This is a genomic window from Halomonas sp. IOP_14, assembly GCF_021021315.1.
Classification (GTDB): domain Bacteria; phylum Pseudomonadota; class Gammaproteobacteria; order Pseudomonadales; family Halomonadaceae; genus Vreelandella; species Vreelandella titanicae.
The window spans coordinates 12,694-33,055 of record NZ_JAINWD010000048.1 but is presented as its reverse complement, the minus strand read 5'-3'; the positions used below and the strand labels follow the sequence as shown (position 1 = coordinate 33,055).

Below are 20,362 nucleotides of genomic sequence, written 5' to 3'. Positions count from 1 at the left end.
GAACTTGGTATGAGTCTTAAACGCATGAACCTTAAGCGTCTTTATCAAGCGTTACTGGCCACGGCGGTTATCAGTGCGTCAGGGGTCGCTACTGCCCAGTCAAGCGACAACGCTATCTGCTACAACTGCCCGCCTGAGTGGGCGGACTGGGGCACTCAGTTGCGTTTGATCGAACAGGAGACCGGCATTCGCGTGCCGCAAGACAACAAGAACTCCGGCCAATCCTTAGCCCAATTGGTTGCCGAAGCCAGTAGCCCGGTGGCCGATGTCGTTTACTACGGGGTGACCTTCGGCATTCAAGCCATGGAAGAGGACGTAGTGGCGCCCTACCAGCCCGAACACTGGGATGAGATTCCTGAAGGTCTAAAAGACCCCGAAGGCAACTGGTTTGCCATTCACTCTGGTACCCTCGGTTTTATGGTCAACGTTGACGCCTTGGATGGCGCGCCGGTGCCCACTTCCTGGGAAGATCTGCTCAAGCCCGAGTATCGCGGCATGGTGGGTTACCTTGACCCGGCCAGCGCCTTTGTTGGCTACGTCGGTGCCGTGGCGGTCAACCTAGCCATGGGTGGCGATCTTAATGACTTCACTCCGGCGATCGACTACTTCAATCAGCTCGCCGAAAACAACCCGATTGTGCCCAAGCAAACCAGCTATGCGCGAGTACTTTCTGGTGAGATCCCGATTCTCCTCGATTATGACTTCAACGCTTACCGCGCACGCCATAGCGATGGTGCCAATGTAGAGTTTGTGATTCCCGAAGAGGGCAGCGTGGTAGTGCCCTATGTTATGAGCCTGGTAAAAGATGGCCCTAACCCCGAAAACGGTCAGCAAGTGCTTGATTTCGTGCTCTCTGACCAAGGCCAAGCGGTATGGGCAGATGCTTACCTACGTCCCGTGCGCGCCAGCGCCATTTCCCCCGAAGCACGCGAAGTCTTTCTGCCCGATAGCGAGTATGCCCGCGCCGAGGCACTTGACTACCCCGCCATGGCGGCTGCTCAACGTAGCTTCTCTGAGCGGTATCTGTCGGAGGTTCGTTAATCATGACAGCGGCATCCAAGCAGCCCTCCGGGGCTGCTTCTTACCTAAGTCGACCATCGACGATGGTAGGCCCAGCCCGGCGTAAACGCTTTATCGCGTTGTTCGCCTTACTGCCTGCCCTGGTGATTTTCTGCGCCTTTTGGCTACTGCCTTTTTCGCGTCTGATCATGATGGGCGCCGAGGCTGATCCAAGCAGCGGTATTAGCGCTTACCTGACCATACTTACCCATCGTCAGTACTTAATCAGCCTGGCGACCACCGTTGGTCTCTCGCTGGTAGTGTCGCTGGTAGCGGTTGCCATTGCGGGCGTTGCCGGATTTTTTCTCGCCCGTCAGCGTTTTTTTGGCAAGTCCATACTAGTGGCGATCCTCACCTTTCCGCTGGCTTTTCCAGGCGTGGTGGTGGGCTTTTTGGTCATCATGCTGGGGGGACGCCAAGGCGCCTTGGCGCAGACCAGCCTGTGGCTGTTTGGCGAGCGTTGGATGTTCGCTTACTCACTGGCCGGGCTATTTATTGGTTACCTCTACTTCTCCATTCCTCGTGTTATTACCACGGTGATGGCTGCCTGCGACAACCTGGATAGAAGTCTTGAAGAGGCAGCTCGCTCGTTAGGTGCTAACACCTGGCAGGTCACCAAAGACGTTATCGTGCCCGGCATTGCACCCGCGCTGCTCTCAACTGGAGCCATCTGCTTTGCTACCAGTATGGGCGCCTTTGGTACGGCGTTTACCCTGGGCACACGCTTAAGCATTCTGCCACTCAATATCTACGGCGAATTCACCAACTACGCTAACTTCGCCATGGCGGCGGCGCTTTCAGTGGTATTGGGCGTGATCACCTGGATGGCATTGAGCCTTGCCCGCAGGCTGGCAGGCGGCAACTTGGGAGCCTCCGTATGAAATCGCGTCTACGCTTTACGCTGCAATTGGGCTTCACCCTGCTGGTGTGCTTATTTATGATCGTGCCCGTCGCGATGTCGGTCATGGCGGGGCTCACCGAGAACTACTTTGTGGGTCTTGAGAGTGGTCTGACCCTGCGCTGGGTAAATGAGGTGTGGCAGCTCTACGCCGATACCATCTGGCTCTCCATTAAACTGGCGCTGGCCTGCTTACTGATCACTATCTTGATTGGCGTACCCGCCGCCTATGGCCTGCTGCGCAGCCGTCGCCGCTGGGCCAACGCGATTGAAGAACTCCTGCTGCTGCCGGTTGCCGTACCTGGGCTGGCCACCGCGCTTGCCCTACTGCTCGCCTATGGCAGCTACCGTGAATTCCGCGGCAGTTGGCTATTTATTCTGGTTGGCCATGTGCTGTTTACCCTGCCCTTTATGGTGCGCGCGGTGCTCTCTGTGATGCAAACCGCCAAGCTTCCCCAACTGGAAGAAGCCGCCGCCAGCTTAGGTGCCAGCTTTAGGCAACGCTTTTTCGGGGTGGTCATCCCCAACTGTATGAGCGGCATTTTGGCAGGAGCGCTGATGGTGGTCACCCTATCGATCGGTGAATTCAACATTACCTGGATGCTGCATACCCCCTTGACCAAAACGCTACCGGTCGGTTTAGCCGACAGCTACGCCTCGATGCGACTGGAAATTGGCTCAGCCTACACGCTGATATTTCTGGTGATGGTGGTGCCCTTGCTGGTGGCGATTCAGTGGGCGGGACGACTCACCGAGCAGCGTCGCTAAGCGCCTTGCGCTTTCAAAACATTCGATTGCTTTATTTGAGAATCCGTTATGAGTTCATCTGTCAGCATTACGCTACACCAATGCAGCCGCACCTTCGCAGGCGGCAACACAGCGCTCCAGCCGCTTGATTTGCAGGTTAATGCGGGCGAAACCCTCGTACTGTTGGGCCCTTCCGGCTGCGGTAAAACCACCACCCTGCGCATTATTAGCGGCCTGGAAAGCCCCGACAAAGGCGGGCAAGTACTGTTTGGCGAGCGTGATGTCACCGCTCTGCCGATTGAGCAGCGCGACGTGGGAATGGTGTTTCAAAACTACGCGCTATTTCCCAATATGAGCGTTGCCGACAATATTGCCTACGGCTTAAAAATACAGCGTTTGCCACGTGCCGAGATCGCCCATCGGCTTGACGAAGTCATGCATATGGTCGACTTACAAGGCTTTGGTGACCGGCGCATCGACGCCCTCTCCGGTGGCCAAAAACAGCGTGTGGCTCTTGCCCGCGCAATTGCCGTTCGCCCCAAGGTGCTGCTGTTTGATGAGCCGTTAGCAGCTCTAGACGCCAAACTGCGCGACCGCTTACGCATCGAGATTGGCCAGCTTCTACGGGAGCTAGGCACCACGGCGGTCTACGTCACCCACGATCAAGATGAGGCGATGGCCTTGGGTGACCGCATCGCGGTCATGCAAGCCGGACGCATCGCGCAGTTGGGCACCCCCCAAGAGATTTATCATCAGCCGGCCAACGCCTTTGTGGCCGATTTTATTGGTGCGGTTAACTGCCTGGAGGTGATCAGCACACGCGCCGATGGAGGATTGGTCGTCCATGGCGGTGAACTCATCGCTGCCCATTTGCAGGGAGTATCCACTGTCTACTGCCGTCCAGAAGACATTCAGGTGGTTTCCGTTGACCAAGCCGATGTAACAGGCAAGGTGGTGCAGAACATTTTCCTGGGCCAGTCCCAACGCCTGATGGTGGACACCGGCGGCGCTTCACCGCTCCAGATTGAGGCACCCTCCCGCCAGCGCTGGCCAAACGGCACCGCGATCGGTTTGGCACTTCCCTCCAGCGTGCTTTTTCATCCAGATAAGCCCACTGCCCCTGTTAATGCCAAGGAGATGGCCAATGGCTGATCAAGGTTTAAACATTCAGAAAGACCCTCATGCCCAGCAATGCCTTATCGCCCAGATTAGCGATCCGCATATCAAGGCGGGCGGGAAACTCTCTTACCGCCAGGTAGATACCGCCAATGCGCTGCGCCAAGCAATTAGCACGCTCAATCAGCTAGCGCCGCGGCCCGACCTGGTGCTAATTAGCGGTGACTTGGTTGATTTTGGCCACCCTGACGAGTACGCCACCTTTAAGCAGATCCTGGCTGAATTAACGCTGCCCGTGTACTTGATCCCTGGCAATCATGATGACCGCGAGCATCTACGCGCCGCCTTTCCCGAGCACCGTTATCTGTTTCAGCACCGCGACTATTTACACTGGGTCGTGGATGACTATCCGGTACGCATTGTAGGGCTCGACTCATCGGTGCCCGGCAAACCCCATGGCGAGTTAAGCGATGAAAGTCTGCAGTGGTTAGACACCACCCTGGCAGAGCAACCCGAGAAACCAACCTTGGTCATGGTGCATCATCACCCTTTTGTTAGTGGCATCGACCATATGGATCGCCAGCCGCTTAAGCGACCAGATGCGCTAGCCGACGTCATTGGCAAACATGCCCAGGTCGAGCGCGTGCTTTGCGGGCACCTGCACCGTTCAATCCAGGCCCGCTTTGCTAACACTTTGGCGATTAGCTGCCCTGGGGTTTCCCACCAGGTGAGTTTGGATCTCACCCCAGACGGGCCCGCCCACTTTCAGCTAGAGCCCCCTGGTTACCTGCTACACCAGTGGTCGGCAACTAACGGCATGGTGACTCACCAAGGGTTTATCGAGCACTACCCAGGCCCTTTCCCGTTTTTTGATGCGAACGGGCTGATTGATTAAGTCGTTAAACTGGGGGCGAGCGCTGCGCTGTCTGTGTTAGCCAGCGCCAGCTCCCAGGCTTGTACCATCTGCTTTTTCTCTAATCCCCAGCGGTAGCCGCCAAGCGCGCCGCTTTGTTGAATCACCCGGTGGCAGGGGATCCATAGCGCGATGGGATTAGCGCCCACTGCATTGCCCACTGCTCGGGACGATTTAGGTGATCCCAGCGCCTGAGCAATATGGGAATAGCTGGCAAATTGCCCCTCGGGGATCGTTAACAGCGCTCGCCAAACCGCTATTTGGAAGTTGGTGCCAGTGACGTGTAGCGAGACAGCGGTAGCCCCCTCTTCAGGCTCAGTAAACAGCCTTTCCACCGCATAGCGAGTGGACTCAGTGTTATGTTGAAAGGTGCTGCGCGGCCACTCCTTGGCCAACCTTGCCAGTAACTCCTCTGAATTAGTCGTATCGACAAACCCCATTCGGCAGATACCCCGGGGCGTTACCGCGACGAATAGGCGACCTAAAGGTGTTTCGTGAACGCCATAAGCGATCTCCACTCCTTCACCCTGGCGCTTATACTCGCCGGGCGTGACCGCCTCTAACTGAACAAAGTGGTCGTAAAGCCGCGAGCCACCGCTCAGCCCAAGGGTATGGGCGATATCCAGCAAAGAAGTGGACGAATGCATCAACTGCTTACCGCGCTCTAAGGTGAGTGCCTGCAAAAAGCGTTTGGGACTAATCCCCGCATAACGACAAAACAGTCGCTGGAAGTGGAAGGCACTCAAATGAACATGAGCAGCCACCGTTTCCAGATTGGGCTGTTCCGCCGCATGAGCCACCATATAGGCCATGGCTTTTTCGATACGCTCATAGTCATTCATTGTGTTATCTCTCTAGCCATCAGAACTGCTTAGTACCTTTCAGACTAAGCCTTCAAGGGCGAGTTGCCGACCCGAATCTTGCGCACTGGCGGGTGTTCAGACAGTTTATGTTTAAAAGAGACGCTATGTTTAACAGACATTTCCACTAATTTTCGCTAGGGTAATGCCCCGCCTCAATTGACGGTACACGATACGCCCATGCAAGACTTGATCAATGACATTGCAGCAGCCATGGCAAACGCCGAAGAACGCGGTAAGGTCGCAGACTATATTCCCGAGCTTGGCCATGTTGACCCACAGCAGTTTGCCATTTCGCTCGCCACGGTGGATGGCAAAGTGTACTCGGCAGGTTGTGCTACCACGCCCTTCTCGATTCAAAGTATCTCTAAAGTATTTACGCTGACCATTGCACTTGGGCAAGTGGGTGATTCTCTGTGGTCAAAAGTAGGCCGCGAGCCCTCAGGGGATCCCTTCAACTCCATCGTGCAACTAGAGCATGAAAGCGGCAAACCGCGTAACCCGTTTATCAATGCCGGGGCCATTGCGGTAGTCGATGCGATCATGATGGGCCACGAGCCCAAAGAGACACTTGGCGAGATTCTTAGCTTTGTGCGCTATATCGCCGATGACGACAGCATTTACTTCGACCACGCGGTGGCCGCTTCAGAAATGGCCCACCGCGACCGCAACGCCTCACTGGCGCACTTTATGAAAGCCTTTGGCCGCCTACGCCATGATGTCGATAAGGTGCTAGGCACCTATTTTCACCAGTGCGCTATCGCCATGAGCTGTGAGCAGTTGGCCCATGCCGGGCTATTTTTGGCCTCGGATGGTATCAACAAACCCAGTGGCATTCGCGTGGTAGCCCCCCAGCGCGCACGGCGTATCAATTCACTAATGATGATGTGCGGGCACTACGACGCCTCGGGAGAGTTCGCATTTCGCGTCGGCCTGCCTGGCAAAAGTGGCGTGGGCGGTGGCATTCTGGCGATTGCACCCGGCCATGGCTCCATCGCCGTTTGGTCGCCGGGGCTGGATGCCTACGGCAACAGTTTTCTGGGCACCCAGGCGCTCGAAATGTTTGTGCAGCGCACCGGCTGGTCGGTTTTTGGGCATTAGCAGGGCAACGCTTTAAGCAACGACCTCAATTTTGTTCAATACCGCCCACAAGCGCTACTGCATTCTCCTTGCATTATCTGAGGAGAATGACAATGAGCGCTTCACCCCTGCTATCTTTGCTGCTACCCATGTCCGCCTTTGCCCTCGCAGCGTCTATTTCGCCGGGGCCGGTCAACATCGTTTGTTTGAGTAGCGGTACGCACTACCCTATTGCTAAAGGGCTTGTTTTTGTAACCGGCGCCACGCTGGGGTTTATCGCGCTATTTTTAGCCATCGGCGCGGGGCTTTACTCCCTGCTGAATGTGCTGCCGCTGCTGGAAGAGTTTTTACGCTGGGCAGGCATTCTGTTTTTACTCTATCTCAGCTATCAACTTTTACAGCACGATGGGCGCTTGCAGGAGAGAGGCGGCGTCAAAGCGCCTGGGTTTATGACAGGTGCCATGATGCAGTGGCTCAACCCCAAGGCGTGGCTGGCGTCTGCCGCTGGCATTGGCGCCTACACCACTGCTAATGAGCCCCATCTGCTATGGCTGTTCGCCGGCCTTTATCTGCCTATTTGCTGGCTATCGCTAGCCAGTTGGGTATATGCAGGCGCTTTTCTGAAACGCTATGTTCATCGTCCTATCATCTTACTGACGATTAACCGCGCACTCGCTATCTGCCTGGCGGCTAGTGCTATTGTCTTACTGGTTGAGTAGCGGGTAGCGGTACTGGTTGGGTGTCGCTGCTACCAGCCGCTTGAACGTCCTTTGAAAGTGGGGCTGGTCATTAAAGCCAGCGTTCAAAGCCGCCTCAACGATAGGTTGCCCTTGTTTTAACGCTTGCTGCCCCAGCTGAATGCGCTGATTAATCAGGTAAGCATGGGGTGTTAGTCCGAAGTGCTGTTTAAAGGCGCGAATCAGGTGCCCAGCACTATAGCCGGACTGCTCACATAGGCGTTCTAGCGATATATCAGCGCTACAATTGGCACGCAAATAGGCCGCGACCTGTTCTAGCGCACTGGGCGCTTGGGGCAATACCGCGGGGGATTCCTGAGCAAGCACTTGCATCATGATGGACAAGTATTCGACTAGCGCCGTTTGCTTATCGCCAATGTCGCGATGTTCATCCAGCAAACAAGCAGCCATATCGCAGTACCCGGCATAAAGCGCTGGCTGGGTAATGACGGCGGTGGCGATATCTTGCCAATACGGCGTATTCAACAGGCCCAATTGGTAACGCAATTCACTCAGCCACTCGGTATCGACGTAGAGCATCATGTACGCCCAGGGCTGGTTCTCGATGGGGTTGCAGGCATGCACCCAGTAGGGGTTCATCATAACGATGTCACCCGCACTAATCTGATGCGTCGCATCGCGATAGCAAAAAGTGCTTTTACCTGCGGTAATGGCCCCCAGCGACCAATGCGTATGGCTGTGCGGCGCATAGCAAACTTGTCGCGCGTCGCTAATCTTGCGCAGCTCCACATAGGGCATACGCGCATCGCGCCAGAAGATAGGTGACGAAATGGTACTCATGCTCTGCTCGCAATAGTTAAAAATAGCGATTCATTACCTACGCTGAACAATAGCACAGCACAAGCACAGTATGGGCCGCTATACTGCTCTATACGCTAGATTGCATAGGAATGCGCAACGCCATATTAGTCAGGAGGACGCCATGGCCAACAGTATGAAAAACCGCAACCACTGGGATGCAATTACCCTTTATGCCCGTATGGGTTATGCCTCCCGCGGCATTGTGTATGTATTAGTGGGTAGCCTAGCAGCGCTGGCAGCATTTGGACAAGGCGGCCAAACAGAAGGCAGTCGTGGCGCCTTAGAACGTTTGCTCACCGCTCCCTTCGGTAAAGTCTTGTTAGCCATTATGGCCATCGGCTTGGTGGGCTACGCTATGTGGCGAATCATCCAGGCGGTTAAAGACACTGACCATCACGGCAACGGCGCCAAGGGGCTGGCAATTCGTGCGGGCTTATTGGCGAGCGCCATTACCCACACGTTGTTGTCTTTTTTTGCCGCCACGCTCATCTTTCAATTTGCGGGCTCTTCAGGTGATTCTGGTGGCGGTTCGCAAGGTATCGCGGGCTGGCTGATGCAGCAGCCTTTCGGGCGCTGGCTGGTAGGTGGGGTTGGCCTCATCATGATTGGCGTAGGCATTGCCCACGCGCTTAAAGGCTACCAGGCAAAATTCGACAAACACTTCGCTATGCCACCACAAACGCAACAATGGGCCTACCCTATTTGCCGTTTCGGCTTAGTGATTCGTGGTGCTGTGTTTGTGATCGTGGGTAGCTTTTTTATCATCGCCGCTTATCAAATCAATCCCAATCAAGCAGGCGGTATGAGCGAGGTGTTTAGCACCCTGCGAAGCCAGCCCTTCGGTCAGTGGTTGCTTGGTTTTGTCGCGCTGGGACTTTTTGCGTTTGGCCTTTACAGCCTATTAGCGGCTGTCTATCGCCGCATTAATCCCGAAGTGTAAGACCTGCATGGCCATAACATCCAAATGCACTAAGTAGTGGTTTGAGCGCATTAACCGCTCGAAGAATATGCTGTGTCTACTCGCCACCCTCTCCTTTCTGGAGACTATTCTTCTGTCCATTCCTATTGAACTGGTATTGACACCCCTGTTGCTGGTGGTGTAAGCCGTGAATCGGTGGCAACCAGCTAAATACCGTAATCTCGCTCGACTTTGGCGATACGGGTTTTGAAGTGCTGGTACCACTGCTGATGGCCTAGCCGCTGAGCTTCTTGATGCTCAGCATGGGCTTTCCACGCTTTAATAGATGCCAAATCGGCCCAGTAAGAAACTGTTACACCCACCTCATTACGGGCAGACTCCACCCCTAAAAACCCCGGCTGCTGTGCTGCAAGCTCAACCATTCTTGCGGCCATTGCGTCATAGCCGTTATCGACCTCGGTGCGTAGTGAAGTGAAAATAACGGCGTAGTAAGGCGGTTCGGGGGTAGTGGCATCACCGGGATTCTTGGATCAGGGGCTTCGAAGCATATCCCATGAAACAAAAAATGTATTCAGGGAGCCCACTGCCAGTTGCTGCCAAACCGTACCACAGGCAGTGGGAAGAGCTGTGAGCCTAGGCGTCATCCTGCGCCTTACCAGGCGTCGCTGCCGTATGCTTGGCTTTCATATCCTTGAACGCTTCCATGATGTCCATGGGCAGCGGGAAAACGATTGTCGAGGCATTCTTGTTGCTCATGTCGCTCATGGTTTGCAGGTAGCGCAGTTGCAGCGCAGCAGAGTTTTCCTGCATGACATTGGCCGCCTCGACCAGTTTCTTGGATGCTTGCAGTTCCCCTTCGGCGTGAATCACCTTAGCGCGACGCTCACGCTCCGCCTCTGCCTGGCGCGCAATGGCGCGAATCATGCTCTCATCCAAATCTACATGCTTAATTTCAACATTGGCGACCTTGATACCCCACGCTTCGGTTTGGGTATCGATGATTTCCTGGATATCGTCGTTGAGCTTATCGCGCTCGGAAAGCATCTCATCCAGATCATGCTTACCCAGCACGGAGCGCAAAGTGGTCTGTGCTAGTTGACTGGTCGCCTGGGTAAAATTCTCGACTTGAATGATCGCCTTTTCTGGATCGACGACGCGGAAATAAAGCACCGCATTAACTTTAACGGTGACGTTATCCTGAGAGATTACGTCCTGTTCCGGCACATCCATGGTAATGACGCGCAGATCCACCACCTCCATCTTCTGAATGGCGGGGATCACAATGACTAGCCCAGGCCCTTTCACTATCTGATAACGCCCCAGAAAGAACACTACGCCGCGTTTATATTCTGGCAGTATGCGAATAGAGGCGGCGATCAACATCACCACCAGCACGACAGGAACTAAATACGAAATAATCATTGGACACCTCGTTTAGCTGTGGGTCGGTTATGTCAGAAAGTGGGCACTAGCGGGGCGTCACATATACCGTTAAGCCATCAAGGCGCACCACCACAAGCTTTTCACCTCGTTTGACTGGCACATCGCTCACTGCGTTCCAGCGCTCGCCATGCAGCCTTACATGGCCGCTGGTCTCAAAATCATCCAGTGCAACCGCATCTGCGCCGATTAACTGCTCCGCGCCAGTGTGTGCCGGACGACGGCGCAGCGTTGCAAAGCGTGTTAACGTCCATAGCATTAGCCCCCCGGACACCAATGCCACACCACCGATTAGTGGTAGCGAAATGGCAAGATGCTCCGCGTCCATCAGCATTACCGAACCAAGTACAAAGGCAATGATGCCGCCAACCCCCAGCACGCCGAAGCTAGGCATAAATGCCTCACCCACCATCAACGCCAGCCCGACCACCATCAGCGCAAGCCCGGCGTAGTTAATCGGCAGCACCTGAAACGCAAACAGGGCGAGCAGCAAGCAAATCAAGCCAATGGTGCCGGGGAACAGGCTGCCGGGATTGGCCAGCTCGAAAACCAGCCCGTAAAAGCCGATGACCATCAAGAAGAAGGCTATGTTGGGATTAGTGATCAGCGATAGCACCTGGGTGCGCCAATCAGGGTCGAAGCGTTCAATGGTGAGGCCTGCGGTCTCAAGCGTAGCATCGCCACTTTCCATGACCACGCTCATGCCGTCAATCTGCTCAAGGAGATCGTCAAGATCGCGCGCCACCACATTGATGACGTTCTGCTCCAGCGCCTCGCTGGCAGTGAAATTGACCGCATTGCGCACGGCCTCTTCAGCCCAATCGGCATTGCGATCATGGCGTTCCGCTAGGCTGCGGATAAAGCTCACCGCATCTTCCATCACCTTGCGTTCCATGGCGCTGCCCTCGCCATCCGACTCCTCAGCCGAATTATCTTCTTCGTCTTCATCGCTGCCGAGCAGCCCACCGCCCATCTGTACCGGCGTGGCCGAGCCGAGATGCGTCGAGGGGGCCATGGCAGCCACGTGGCTACCGTAAAGTAGATAGGTGCCCGCGCTTGCCGCTCGCGCACCACTGGGGAAAACGTACATCACCACGGGAATGTCAGCGTTGAGCATCTCGCGAATCATGTCGCGGGTGGTGTCGACCAACCCGCCGGGGGTATCGAGCTCGACGATCACCACCTCACTGCCCTGCTCGCGGGCTTTATCCAGCCCACGCTCAAAGTAGTCCTTGGTAGCCGGGCCGATGGCGCCTTCAATATTAAGCACCAGAACGCTTGGTGAAGCGCTTTGTGCCATGGCCTGCCATGTAAACGACATAGTAGCCATTAGCAAACTGGCAACCATCAACCAGAGCCAGTGCGGTTTGAGAGAAAGGGTTTGCATACCCACTCCTCGCATTCAACGCCTTGAACATTCCCGTCTGAATCTGCAGCCTATCCATAGCAACATACACAAGGCTATCTACTCAACGTAGCAGCCAAATTGAGCTTCGTCATGAACAACGTGATGGCAGGATTCGAGGGGAAAAGGAGCCTGAACCAAGGCAATGCTGCAAACCAGAGGTGGTTGCAGTATTTTTGAGGAGTCGGTTAGTTCAAGTAATAACCACTAACTTTCCACGTGCCCTCTTCCAAGTGAGGAGTGATGGTTTCCGTAATCTGCGATGATCTGTTTTCAAAACGTGTTTGGAACGTCAAAACCGCGTAGTCATCTCTTGGAGCCCCAGGCATAGAGGTTTCGCGGACAACGCTTACTCGCCGACGCGACTGAACCGCACCAAAGTCACGACGCGCTGCACCAATCGTCCGTTCTAACATGTGCGGTGAAAGCGGCTTTTTTAGTAGTGAAGATGACGATTCCCATGCCTGCTCATACTGACCGCTATCGATGGCTTCTAGCCACGCCAACGCCGCCGCCTCTGCCGCACTCGAGTTTGCCTGCGCTTGGTTAGACAGAATGAGAAGCAAGGTGATGATAAAGATCAGCATTTTCGGCATAACGGGCACTCTCGGCATTTAGCAACGACCAGAGAAATCTCGATGGTCTTAGGTATATATCGGTCATCGTCAGAGTTTCTTTAGGGCTGCAAGATGTATTTGCGTAATCGTTAAACTCCAAGCTGTGCCTGCTTCTCAAACCCTACTCGCTCGTTTACTATGCGCCACCCACCCTATTTCAGTTGCCACTATTAGGTCACTATGTCCGTCAATGCCCTCTATACCGACCTTTCTGGCTACTACGATTTGATGTGCGTGGATATCGACTATCAAGCGCAAAGCCACGCCATTCGCAGGCTGCATCAGATTTTCGGTAACGGCGGAACGACACACCTAGATTTAGCCTGTGGCACCGGCCCACACGTGCGCCATTTTATTGATTTTGGATACGCCAGCAGCGGGCTTGATATTAATCAACCCATGCTGGATATTGCCGCCACGCGTTGTTCAGAAGCACACTTCACGTTGCAAGATATGAGTGACTTCAAGGCCAACGAGCCTCAAGACTTAATCACCTGCTTTTTATACTCAATCCACTACAACGATGGGATTGAAAAGCTAAAAGCGTGTATATCCAGTACTCATTGTGCCCTCAAGTCTGGTGGTATTTTCTGTTTTAACGCAGTCGATAAAGACAAAATCGATAACGCTTTATCTGTTAAACACAGCGCCCAACAAGAAAGCGATTTATTCACGTTCCGCTCGGGATGGCACTACAGTGGCCAAGGTGAAAAGCAGTCGCTTAGGCTCAGCATTGAAAAAGCCAACGCTGAAGGAACACAGCTATGGAACGACGAACACCCCATGGTAGCCGTCAGCTTTGCGGAGTTAAGCGCACTCTTAGCGCCTCACTTTGAGGTTCATGTGTTTGAGCACAACTATGAAAAAATCATCCCCTGGGATAACGCCTCTGGAAACGCTATTTTTGTCTGTGTGAAGGTTTAGTCGTCTTCGACTAGCGGTTCTCCACTTTCTCAAGAAATATCACTGATAACCCCGCTGCAATGAACATTGCTCCAGCGCCCATATTCAGGCCTTGAATTACGCGCGGACGACTCTCCAACCAGCGCGCAAACATAGATGAAAAGAGACCCAGCACGGCGAATATAGCGAATGCCATAAAAGCAAACCAAGCACCTAGCAATAGCGTTTGCAACGCAATCGATCCCTGCGCCGGCGATACAAATTGAGGAATAAATGCCAAGATAAATAGCGCGGGCTTCGGATTAAGCACGTTGGTTAGAAACCCAGTGGTTAAAACCACGCGGTAAGACAAACGACGATGCGATGAAAATGCAATCAAGTCTCTGGAACGTAATGCTTTAATACCTAACCAAATCAAATACCCGGCCCCAATCAATTTAACGGCGCTAAAGGCAACGGCAGAGGTCTGGATAAGAGCCGCCAAACCAAGAAAAGCGACAACCACATGCACCATCAGCCCCATTCCAGCTCCTACGCTGGAGACACAAGCCGCTAGACGCCCCTGGCTAAGTCCACGACTAACGGCGAGTATATTATCAGGCCCCGGCACTAGAATTATTAAAACGCATGCGGCAGTGAAAGCCATCCATGTTTCGATTGGTATCATGTCTCTCTCCTATCCCAAAACTTACGCTTACCCGTATTAATGGCAAAACCGTGCGTGCGCATCGGATGGGGCGTTATGCATTGAACCCTACCTGATACCTCTGCTTGCTTGGGCTGAATCCTGAAGACTCGTAGAACCTGTGTCGCGGGGTCTTTAGACCTCGTCATAAGCGCCGCTTTATAACAGCCAGCTTGCTGGGCAAAGTCTATAGCACACCTAAGATTGGCCTTACCGATACGTTGCTTGCGGTGATCCTTGGAAACAATCACATTTTCAATGATTGCATGCGGTCGACCAGACCAATTCAAATTAGCACACATATTTACGGTACAGGTACCCATCATGCCATTATCAGTGAAGGTACTAACGATGCATCCCCCCTTTATGATATTGAACCAAAGACCCGCGGCAATTCCTCATCCACTACTGAAGTTGCCTCATCCCTGCAAATAAAAATTAATTCACTGCGTCTGTGACCAATGGTCATTTCTCTTTGAATCTAGGAGCCAGTATATGAACGTTCTGATTCAGAAAGGCTTTAACCTTGAGAAGGCTGGGCCTGTCGCTAAGCTATATGAAGAAGCTTTCGGCGCTAAATTCGCGAGCGCAATACCTGACAAGGCTAAGCGCATTCAATTACTCTCCGACTGTTTTGTCCCTGAATTTTCCTTTACTGCCATCTTTGAAGATGAGGTCATTGGGCTAGCAGGGTTTCAGCAGCCCAATGGTTCGCTAACGAGCGGAATCGGGATGAAACAGCTGATAGGCAAGCTTGGAACATTGAAAGGGCTCTGGGCATGTCTGGTGTTCAGCTTATTCGAGCGCAAGCCAAAATCTCAAGAATTGGTGATGGATGGGATTGCTGTCGATAGCCGATTCCGAGGGCGAGGCATAGGTTCCAGACTCTTGGATAGCATTATTGCACATGCCGTGGATAATGGTTTCGAGACGATCCGCTTAGACGTTATCGATAGCAACCCGAGAGCAAGGAGGCTGTACGAGTCCAAGGGATTTATCGCCGTAAACGAAGAGCATTTTCCCTACTTGAAATGGTTAATCGGCTTTTCTGGGTCAACAACCATGGTGTTGAAGGTAGCAAGTTTAACTTAGCAGACAATTCTCGCCCTCTCGAAAGCATATCCCTTCAGAGGTGAGAGCCTAGCGCCTAGATGATTCATAATCGCCATTGTCAGATATTACCCTTCGGCCACACATGGCCGAAATTGCCCCCTTTGTGACCGCTTAACGCATCGTTGGCAGAATGCGTAACAGCTAATCTGTAACCTCACTTCAACACGATGAGATTAGCCATGACCCAGCCTAAAACCGCATTACTATTAATTGATGTTCAAGCCTCGTTCCCTGCCCGCGATTACTGGGTAGAATCACTGGCTCAGGCGTGGCGTCCCAAGCAGCGTGCGGTGCTGAACGCAGCCCAGACCAACGATATACCGGTTGTGCGCATTCTGCATGAGGCACCTGGCAGCCAAGGGGCTTTCGACCCTGACGGTGGCCTTATTCGTCCGCTTGATGACTTTAACGATGAAGTGGCGGTAACCTTTCAGAAACGTGCGCATAACGCGTTCAGCGATACCTCACTAGAAAGCTGGTTACGGGAGCGAGGCATTGAACGGCTGGCGATTAGCGGTATTCGTACCGAGCAATGCTGCGAAACCACCGCACGGGTGGCGTCGGATTTAGGGTTTAGCGTCGACTTTATCAGCGATGCTACCCTAACGTTCCCCATGACACGCCACGGCATCACCTGGTCAGCAGATGATATTAAGGCGCGCACCGAACTGGTACTTGAAGACCGCTTTGCGCGTATTATCAGCACACAAGACATGATCAACGAATGGCAACCCCCCCGTGAGTGAAGAGCAACACAATAGCCAACCGCCATCCACAAGAGCCACCACCTTGCGGGTGGCGGTACTGATGATGCCCGGCCAAGTGCCACTTGATTTGGTTGGCCCACTTCAGGTCTTACAGTGTGCTGACCGGCTTTCGATAGACATTCAGGTGCGCTATCTCGGCCCCAAAGCGGCCATGCAGTGGCTAGGGCCGCTGACCCTTAGCGGCATCGATCCCTTGCCTGAACAGCTTCCTACTCAAGATTTACTGCTTATTCCTGGGCAGTACCGCAATAGCCTTGAGCCATTAGCGCAGCAAGAGTGTGTTGCTTGGCTCAAAGCGAATGCCCACTATGCAGATACGCTGATGACCGTTTGCTCAGGCACGCTATTACTGGCAGACGCGGGCCTGTTAAAGGGAAGACGCTGTACCACCCACCACGCGCTAATCGAGCAGTTACAAGCCAAAGCCCCACAAGCAAAGGTACAAAGTGATTGTATCTTTACCGAGGACGGGCGCTATTTAACCAGCGCGGGGATTTCGACCGGCATTGATACCATGCTGTACTGGCTTACCCGTGCTTGTGGCCATTCACTGGCCTTGGCGGTAGCGCGAGAGATGGTGCTGTATCTTCGTCGCAGTGGTCAGGAGCCTCAATTGGGTGCATGGCTTGAGGGCCGCAATCATGTGGATGAACGGCTGCATCGCGTTCAAGATGCAATATGTGCCGCCCCTTCGCAAACCTGGCGTATCGAGACATTGGCGGCTCAGGCAGCCATGAGCGAGCGTCATTTCCGGCGCCAATTCAAAAGCCTCACCGGCATGCTGGTGGGCGACTACATTATGGGGTTGCGCCTGCAGCGAGCCAAAGCGTTAATGACCGAAACGACATGGACGCTAGCGCGTATCGCCGAAGCATCCGGATTCGGGGATGAGCGGCAGCTAAGGCGCAACTGGGCTCGCCAGGAAAAAGCGCCGCCTAGTGTATGGCGCCGGGCCAGCTCCCAGATGCTGCGTGATTGAGTTAATGTGAGCCATCATTAAAAAAACATACCATTGGTTAACGCCATGACCGAGTTCATCTTGCCAAGCAACGCTAACGATCTAAATTTTCGGCATCGCCTGCCTGATAAACGCTTAGCCCCGTGGGTTCAGTGCCTTTGGTCAATGGGGCGCCCAGGGCATCTCACTGAATCAAGAACCGAAAAGTTCTACCCTGATGCCGGTGCTAGCCTCAGCATCAAGCTCACCAGCCCCCACCCCATTATCACGCTCTGTTTCAACAAAACCACGTTGATAGAGACACTCGACACCACCGCACCCTGTCTGGGCATTCGTTTTAAGGCAGCCGGCACCCACTGCTTGCTGGGTTTGCTACCCGAAGCATTCACAGATACACACTACCGCTTGGATAACGAGCTTGAACCATTAGGATTGCAAGGATTAATACCTGTGGTAGAGCGCCTCTACCAGTCGGACTCGCAACAGGGTTTACGCCTGCTGGAAACATGGTTGTTACATCGACTAGAAAGCCAGCCACCCGCCAATAGCCGTATCACTAAGATTGTTCAAGCCATTGGAGCACTTCAGCTTCCGCCCCAACAGTTAGGCGCCACGCTAGGGTTTACTCGACGTACCCTGGAGCGCAAATTAAAACGCGAGGTGGGCGTTACCCCAGGCCAATTAGTGGCCTATGCCCGGCTGAACCGAGCCCGCCATGGACTGCTTGCAACCACGCTGCCCCTAACGGAAATAGCCCTGCAATGCGGCTACTATGACCAAGCTCACTTCACCCATGCCTTCCAATCACTCGCCTATGAAACGCCCGCCGCCTATCGCAAGCGCAAACTGTCGCAAATTTACAAGGCGTAAAAAAACCTCGACGTTAAGCTGAGCTCTCAACTTACTCACCGAGGTCACCCACATGTCTACTCGTATCTCTCAACAGTCTGTATATCGCCTTTGCCCCCGCCTAGCTAAGCACCTGACGGCACTAGGCGACGTTGCCCCAGACTCAACGGTTGATCGCTCGATAATCCACTTGGTCAACCTACGTGTTTCGCAAATTAATCACTGCTGCTTTTGTCAGCACATGCATTCGCAAGAGGCCAGAGACGATGGCGAACACCAGGTTCGCTTAGACGTATTGCCTGCTTGGCGTGAAGCCCCCTGCTTCAGCACACAAGAGCGCGCCGCACTCGCCTGGGCCGAAGCACTAACACTGGTCAGCCAGCAAGCGGTGAGTGACAACGACTATCAAAACGCCCTAGCTGCGTTTGGTGAGCAGGGGCTAATTGACCTCACCGCCATTATTGTCCAAATCAACAGTTGGAATCGGGTATCGGTGGGCTTTCAGTTTGCACCGGACATCAGTATTTAAGCACTGTGAGGCTCTTGAAAGTAATAGTTCAGATAAGGAAATAAAATGAACAGTGAGATAGCGCAGCATCAACAGCTACCCAACCTACTCGGTCTCTTATCAAGCTTATTTTTCTTCTTTGGCAGTCTTTTGTTTCTTCCCGCTTTTGCGAGCTACGCAACCGTAGGCGTATGGTGTTTTGTAATGGGCTCACTGATCATGTTCATTATTTACGTGATGAGTATGAGAGATACTGGTAAGAAGCGCGGCTAATAGAGCACACATACGAAAGTAAGAAACGTCGGTTATAGCCGCTGGGTTAGCTACCCAGCGGATTGCTGACTGTAATGCCTTTCAATATTGGCTGAAACCTTACCCCAGGCGGAGGATTTCACTCTAGCTTGATGTCGCTCAAAAGAGTCTCGGTCAATGAACTCTTCATACACATCAAATCGATAGGGGTTAATAGTGCCTTGAACAACCTCAAAAACGAGGCAGCCGGGCTCAGACAGGGTTAACCGCTTATGGTTGATGAGCTCTGCTTTAACAGCGTTCAGATCCGGCTCGGGGACGATGATAAATCCTTTCAGTATGACCTTTGGCATTGATTTCCTCGGCGCAGAATCTGCCAACTGCGCTAATGATATGGTTCCGCAACAGTCCATAGGCAGGCATGATGGCCTTGTTATCAAGTGTAATTTACTGCATGATTTTGACATTGCCGTTTCCATGAGGCTGGGTAAATAGATGAATACAGCGCAACTTGAAACCATCACGAACGAAGCAATGACCCTATCGGAGAAAGAGCGAGCTAAACTCGCTCATGATTTGGTAGCAAGCCTGGATGGTATGGCTGAAATCAGTGTATCGGAAGCTTGGGACGCGGAGATATGTCGCAGAATCAATGAGATTGAATCTGGCAAAATCAAATCTTTAGATGTCAGTGAAGTCCTTGAGCGTGCCAGAGCTCGGTTAAGGAACTGATTTTGATAGTAAAGGTTAGTCCAGAGGCTTCAGAAGAACTGATGGAAGCCGCAGCTTAGTATGAACTCGAATCACCGGGGCTTGGTGAACAGCTTATTGATACCTTTGAACAAGCTACCACAAAGCTAAGCGCACCAAATCCACCACTGGTTCCTGTAATAGGCGAAGCACGCAAACGTGGCGCAAAGCGCTTCATCCTTCAACAATTCCCGTTTTCCCTTGTGACTGTTTCCAATAACCAAACAATTACCATTGTTGCTTTCGCCCATCACTCGAGAAAGCCGGGCTACTGGCATAATCGGGTTAGCCCATAATGCCACTCATCGCGCACCTATCGCTTTCATTTCATTAGTATGAAGTACGCCCCTCTACTGCTGAGTTAACCGATACTGCCTCACCGGACGGCCATGAAATTCAAGATTATCGAACGCAGAAAAACCGGCTTTCTCTGCGACCTTAAGCGACGCAACATTCTCAGGCTCAATAATAACCACCACCGACGATAGCTGCTTTTGATTAAGTGCATTATGGAGTACCGCTTGCACTGACTCAGACGCCAGCCCCTGCCCCCAGTACCGTTTGGCTAGCCGATAGCCTAGCCCCATCTCCTCAACACCATTGACCTCTTCGGGGCTGATACCACAAAAGCCAACAAGATTTCCAGAATCCTTCTCTACTAAGGCCCACGGCCCGATGCTGTGAGCTGCATAGCTCTCCAAACACCACTCGATAAACTGCCGAGTCGCCGTTTCATCGCAAACGCCTCGAATCGAATATTTCATCACCTCAGGGTCGCTGAGGATATTGGTCAACTCGGGAACATCGTCTAAGGACAACGTTCTTATAACCAGCCTCTCCGTTTCACAAATTTGCACCCTTTCCTCCTTGTTGATGATGCTCTCGGCAAGCGCTAGCTCCGAACCCGATTGATTTCCGGCAGGAGTGTGCCTTTACTGAGCCTAAGCCCTCGGCGTTTGGCAAA

General features: G+C 53.2%; 26 protein-coding genes. 16 read left to right on the top strand and 10 right to left on the bottom strand.

Translation table 11 applies throughout. The annotated features are described in order from the left end of the window. Positions 1–9 precede the first annotated feature (9 nt). From K7H09_RS21510 to K7H09_RS21490, 5 genes are read left to right on the top strand one after another with little or no spacing between them, the layout of a single operon-like run. Positions 10–1,041, top strand: a complete 1,032-nt coding sequence (locus K7H09_RS21510) for an ABC transporter substrate-binding protein (protein WP_041158557.1) — start codon at positions 10–12, stop codon at positions 1,039–1,041. A gap of 2 nt (positions 1,042–1,043) precedes the next feature. After that, entirely contained in the window at positions 1,044–1,940 is an 897-nt protein-coding gene (locus tag K7H09_RS21505; RefSeq protein WP_009287021.1) for an ABC transporter permease, read from the top strand. Further along, positions 1,937–2,725, top strand: coding sequence for an ABC transporter permease (locus K7H09_RS21500; RefSeq protein WP_041158558.1), 789 nt, complete (start codon positions 1,937–1,939; stop codon positions 2,723–2,725). The genes K7H09_RS21505 and K7H09_RS21500 overlap by 4 nt, the downstream gene beginning before the upstream one ends. Before the next feature lie 48 nt (positions 2,726–2,773). Then, positions 2,774–3,856 (top strand): ABC transporter ATP-binding protein, encoded by a 1,083-nt coding sequence (locus K7H09_RS21495; RefSeq protein ID WP_141440959.1) that lies wholly within the window; start codon positions 2,774–2,776, stop codon positions 3,854–3,856. Continuing rightward, entirely contained in the window at positions 3,849–4,715 is an 867-nt protein-coding gene (locus tag K7H09_RS21490; RefSeq protein WP_052475633.1) for a phosphodiesterase, read from the top strand. Before K7H09_RS21495 ends, K7H09_RS21490 begins: the two co-directional genes overlap by 8 nt. On the opposite strand, the gene K7H09_RS21485 is transcribed toward K7H09_RS21490, so the two are convergent. Then, positions 4,712–5,575 carry a bifunctional transcriptional activator/DNA repair enzyme AdaA gene (locus tag K7H09_RS21485; protein WP_041158560.1) on the bottom strand — a complete coding sequence of 288 codons (864 nt, stop codon included), beginning with the start codon at positions 5,573–5,575 and terminating at the stop codon, positions 4,712–4,714. The two genes, K7H09_RS21490 and K7H09_RS21485, sit on opposite strands and share 4 nt — an antisense overlap. Before the next feature lie 198 nt (positions 5,576–5,773). Here K7H09_RS21485 and K7H09_RS21480 point away from each other — a divergent pair, with 198 nt between their 5' ends. Together K7H09_RS21480 and K7H09_RS21475 are read left to right on the top strand one after the other, a co-directional pair. Further along, a complete protein-coding gene (locus K7H09_RS21480) occupies positions 5,774–6,694 on the top strand; it encodes a glutaminase (protein WP_039859115.1) in 921 nt (306 codons plus the stop codon). Positions 6,695–6,786: 92 nt separating this feature from the next. Then, positions 6,787–7,392: a LysE family translocator gene (locus K7H09_RS21475; protein ID WP_041158561.1), complete on the top strand. Its 606-nt coding sequence runs from the start codon at positions 6,787–6,789 to the stop codon at positions 7,390–7,392. Here the strand turns inward: K7H09_RS21475 and K7H09_RS21470 are convergent. After that, positions 7,378–8,211, bottom strand: a complete 834-nt coding sequence (locus tag K7H09_RS21470) for an AraC family transcriptional regulator (protein WP_041158562.1) — start codon at positions 8,209–8,211, stop codon at positions 7,378–7,380. The genes K7H09_RS21475 and K7H09_RS21470 overlap by 15 nt on opposite strands. A gap of 142 nt (positions 8,212–8,353) precedes the next feature. Here K7H09_RS21470 and K7H09_RS21465 point away from each other — a divergent pair, with 142 nt between their 5' ends. Beyond that, entirely contained in the window at positions 8,354–9,172 is an 819-nt protein-coding gene (locus K7H09_RS21465) for a DUF1206 domain-containing protein (RefSeq protein ID WP_041158563.1), read from the top strand. Between the two features lie 185 nt (positions 9,173–9,357). Here K7H09_RS21465 and K7H09_RS21460 read toward each other — a convergent pair whose 3' ends face one another. The 4 genes from K7H09_RS21460 to K7H09_RS21445 all read right to left on the bottom strand — a co-directional run bounded on the left by K7H09_RS21460 (position 9,358) and on the right by K7H09_RS21445 (position 12,592). Then, a complete protein-coding gene (locus tag K7H09_RS21460; RefSeq protein ID WP_052475634.1) occupies positions 9,358–9,630 on the bottom strand; it encodes an antibiotic biosynthesis monooxygenase family protein in 273 nt (90 codons plus the stop codon). 154 nt (positions 9,631–9,784) lie between these two features. After that, positions 9,785–10,573 carry a slipin family protein gene (locus K7H09_RS21455; RefSeq protein WP_009287026.1) on the bottom strand — a complete coding sequence of 263 codons (789 nt, stop codon included), beginning with the start codon at positions 10,571–10,573 and terminating at the stop codon, positions 9,785–9,787. A 46-nt stretch (positions 10,574–10,619) separates the two neighbouring features. Then, on the bottom strand, positions 10,620–11,978 hold the full coding sequence (locus K7H09_RS21450) for an NfeD family protein (RefSeq protein WP_041158564.1): 1,359 nt from the start codon (positions 11,976–11,978) through the stop codon (positions 10,620–10,622). Between the two features lie 206 nt (positions 11,979–12,184). Continuing rightward, entirely contained in the window at positions 12,185–12,592 is a 408-nt protein-coding gene (locus K7H09_RS21445; protein WP_022523117.1) for a DUF4019 domain-containing protein, read from the bottom strand. Positions 12,593–12,793: 201 nt separating this feature from the next. On the opposite strand from K7H09_RS21445, the gene K7H09_RS21440 reads away from it, so the two are divergent. Further along, positions 12,794–13,537: a class I SAM-dependent DNA methyltransferase gene (locus tag K7H09_RS21440; protein ID WP_041158565.1), complete on the top strand. Its 744-nt coding sequence runs from the start codon at positions 12,794–12,796 to the stop codon at positions 13,535–13,537. A gap of 10 nt (positions 13,538–13,547) precedes the next feature. On the opposite strand, the gene K7H09_RS21435 is transcribed toward K7H09_RS21440, so the two are convergent. Then, the gene (locus K7H09_RS21435) at positions 13,548–14,162 is read right to left on the bottom strand and encodes a LysE family translocator (protein ID WP_208797191.1); all 615 of its coding nucleotides are present in this window, start codon (positions 14,160–14,162) and stop codon (positions 13,548–13,550) included. A 17-nt stretch (positions 14,163–14,179) separates the two neighbouring features. Beyond that, positions 14,180–14,554, bottom strand: coding sequence for a GNAT family N-acetyltransferase (locus tag K7H09_RS24665; protein WP_414727640.1), 375 nt, complete (start codon positions 14,552–14,554; stop codon positions 14,180–14,182). Between the two features lie 142 nt (positions 14,555–14,696). Here K7H09_RS24665 and K7H09_RS21430 point away from each other — a divergent pair, with 142 nt between their 5' ends. The 6 genes from K7H09_RS21430 to K7H09_RS21405 all read left to right on the top strand — a co-directional run bounded on the left by K7H09_RS21430 (position 14,697) and on the right by K7H09_RS21405 (position 18,669). Then, positions 14,697–15,293: a GNAT family N-acetyltransferase gene (locus K7H09_RS21430; RefSeq protein ID WP_022523113.1), complete on the top strand. Its 597-nt coding sequence runs from the start codon at positions 14,697–14,699 to the stop codon at positions 15,291–15,293. Positions 15,294–15,493: 200 nt separating this feature from the next. Next, positions 15,494–16,060: an isochorismatase family protein gene (locus K7H09_RS21425; protein WP_041158566.1), complete on the top strand. Its 567-nt coding sequence runs from the start codon at positions 15,494–15,496 to the stop codon at positions 16,058–16,060. Then, on the top strand, positions 16,053–17,060 hold the full coding sequence (locus tag K7H09_RS21420; protein WP_027957575.1) for a GlxA family transcriptional regulator: 1,008 nt from the start codon (positions 16,053–16,055) through the stop codon (positions 17,058–17,060). The genes K7H09_RS21425 and K7H09_RS21420 overlap by 8 nt, the downstream gene beginning before the upstream one ends. 45 nt (positions 17,061–17,105) lie before the next feature. Beyond that, positions 17,106–17,909, top strand: coding sequence for a helix-turn-helix transcriptional regulator (locus K7H09_RS21415; RefSeq protein WP_022523109.1), 804 nt, complete (start codon positions 17,106–17,108; stop codon positions 17,907–17,909). A gap of 52 nt (positions 17,910–17,961) precedes the next feature. Next, positions 17,962–18,417, top strand: coding sequence for a carboxymuconolactone decarboxylase family protein (locus tag K7H09_RS21410; protein ID WP_009287032.1), 456 nt, complete (start codon positions 17,962–17,964; stop codon positions 18,415–18,417). A 45-nt stretch (positions 18,418–18,462) separates the two neighbouring features. Continuing rightward, a complete protein-coding gene (locus K7H09_RS21405) occupies positions 18,463–18,669 on the top strand; it encodes a YrhK family protein (RefSeq protein ID WP_022523108.1) in 207 nt (68 codons plus the stop codon). Between the two features lie 50 nt (positions 18,670–18,719). Here K7H09_RS21405 and K7H09_RS21400 read toward each other — a convergent pair whose 3' ends face one another. Beyond that, positions 18,720–19,001 carry a putative quinol monooxygenase gene (locus K7H09_RS21400; protein ID WP_027957577.1) on the bottom strand — a complete coding sequence of 94 codons (282 nt, stop codon included), beginning with the start codon at positions 18,999–19,001 and terminating at the stop codon, positions 18,720–18,722. A gap of 142 nt (positions 19,002–19,143) precedes the next feature. Between K7H09_RS21400 and K7H09_RS21395 the strand changes: the two genes are divergently transcribed. Continuing rightward, positions 19,144–19,380 carry an addiction module protein gene (locus tag K7H09_RS21395; protein WP_027957578.1) on the top strand — a complete coding sequence of 79 codons (237 nt, stop codon included), beginning with the start codon at positions 19,144–19,146 and terminating at the stop codon, positions 19,378–19,380. Positions 19,381–19,748: 368 nt separating this feature from the next. On the opposite strand, the gene K7H09_RS21390 is transcribed toward K7H09_RS21395, so the two are convergent. After that, positions 19,749–20,255 (bottom strand): GNAT family N-acetyltransferase, encoded by a 507-nt coding sequence (locus tag K7H09_RS21390; RefSeq protein ID WP_041158567.1) that lies wholly within the window; start codon positions 20,253–20,255, stop codon positions 19,749–19,751. Between the last annotated feature and the right edge of the window lie 107 nt (positions 20,256–20,362).

What these genes read in the sequence shown, in the direction of transcription:
- K7H09_RS21505 (WP_009287021.1), top strand. Translation starts at nt 1,044, where the DNA reads ATGACAGCGGCATCCAAGCAGCCCTCCGGGGCTGCTTCTTACCTAAGT.
- K7H09_RS21455 (WP_009287026.1), bottom strand. Translation starts at nt 10,573, where the DNA reads ATGATTATTTCGTATTTAGTTCCTGTCGTGCTGGTGGTGATGTTGATC.
- K7H09_RS21470 (WP_041158562.1), bottom strand. Translation starts at nt 8,211, where the DNA reads ATGAGTACCATTTCGTCACCTATCTTCTGGCGCGATGCGCGTATGCCC.
- K7H09_RS21500 (WP_041158558.1), top strand. Translation starts at nt 1,937, where the DNA reads ATGAAATCGCGTCTACGCTTTACGCTGCAATTGGGCTTCACCCTGCTG.
- K7H09_RS21485 (WP_041158560.1), bottom strand. Translation starts at nt 5,575, where the DNA reads ATGAATGACTATGAGCGTATCGAAAAAGCCATGGCCTATATGGTGGCT.
- K7H09_RS21415 (WP_022523109.1), top strand. Translation starts at nt 17,106, where the DNA reads ATGACCGAGTTCATCTTGCCAAGCAACGCTAACGATCTAAATTTTCGG.
- K7H09_RS21490 (WP_052475633.1), top strand. Translation starts at nt 3,849, where the DNA reads ATGGCTGATCAAGGTTTAAACATTCAGAAAGACCCTCATGCCCAGCAA.
- K7H09_RS21465 (WP_041158563.1), top strand. Translation starts at nt 8,354, where the DNA reads ATGGCCAACAGTATGAAAAACCGCAACCACTGGGATGCAATTACCCTT.
- K7H09_RS21430 (WP_022523113.1), top strand. Translation starts at nt 14,697, where the DNA reads ATGAACGTTCTGATTCAGAAAGGCTTTAACCTTGAGAAGGCTGGGCCT.
- K7H09_RS21425 (WP_041158566.1), top strand. Translation starts at nt 15,494, where the DNA reads ATGACCCAGCCTAAAACCGCATTACTATTAATTGATGTTCAAGCCTCG.
- K7H09_RS21445 (WP_022523117.1), bottom strand. Translation starts at nt 12,592, where the DNA reads ATGCCGAAAATGCTGATCTTTATCATCACCTTGCTTCTCATTCTGTCT.
- K7H09_RS21440 (WP_041158565.1), top strand. Translation starts at nt 12,794, where the DNA reads ATGTCCGTCAATGCCCTCTATACCGACCTTTCTGGCTACTACGATTTG.
- K7H09_RS21410 (WP_009287032.1), top strand. Translation starts at nt 17,962, where the DNA reads ATGTCTACTCGTATCTCTCAACAGTCTGTATATCGCCTTTGCCCCCGC.
- K7H09_RS21395 (WP_027957578.1), top strand. Translation starts at nt 19,144, where the DNA reads ATGAATACAGCGCAACTTGAAACCATCACGAACGAAGCAATGACCCTA.
- K7H09_RS21480 (WP_039859115.1), top strand. Translation starts at nt 5,774, where the DNA reads ATGCAAGACTTGATCAATGACATTGCAGCAGCCATGGCAAACGCCGAA.
- K7H09_RS21475 (WP_041158561.1), top strand. Translation starts at nt 6,787, where the DNA reads ATGAGCGCTTCACCCCTGCTATCTTTGCTGCTACCCATGTCCGCCTTT.
- K7H09_RS21450 (WP_041158564.1), bottom strand. Translation starts at nt 11,978, where the DNA reads ATGCAAACCCTTTCTCTCAAACCGCACTGGCTCTGGTTGATGGTTGCC.
- K7H09_RS21435 (WP_208797191.1), bottom strand. Translation starts at nt 14,162, where the DNA reads ATGGCTTTCACTGCCGCATGCGTTTTAATAATTCTAGTGCCGGGGCCT.
- K7H09_RS21400 (WP_027957577.1), bottom strand. Translation starts at nt 19,001, where the DNA reads ATGCCAAAGGTCATACTGAAAGGATTTATCATCGTCCCCGAGCCGGAT.
- K7H09_RS21405 (WP_022523108.1), top strand. Translation starts at nt 18,463, where the DNA reads ATGAACAGTGAGATAGCGCAGCATCAACAGCTACCCAACCTACTCGGT.
- K7H09_RS21495 (WP_141440959.1), top strand. Translation starts at nt 2,774, where the DNA reads ATGAGTTCATCTGTCAGCATTACGCTACACCAATGCAGCCGCACCTTC.
- K7H09_RS21510 (WP_041158557.1), top strand. Translation starts at nt 10, where the DNA reads ATGAGTCTTAAACGCATGAACCTTAAGCGTCTTTATCAAGCGTTACTG.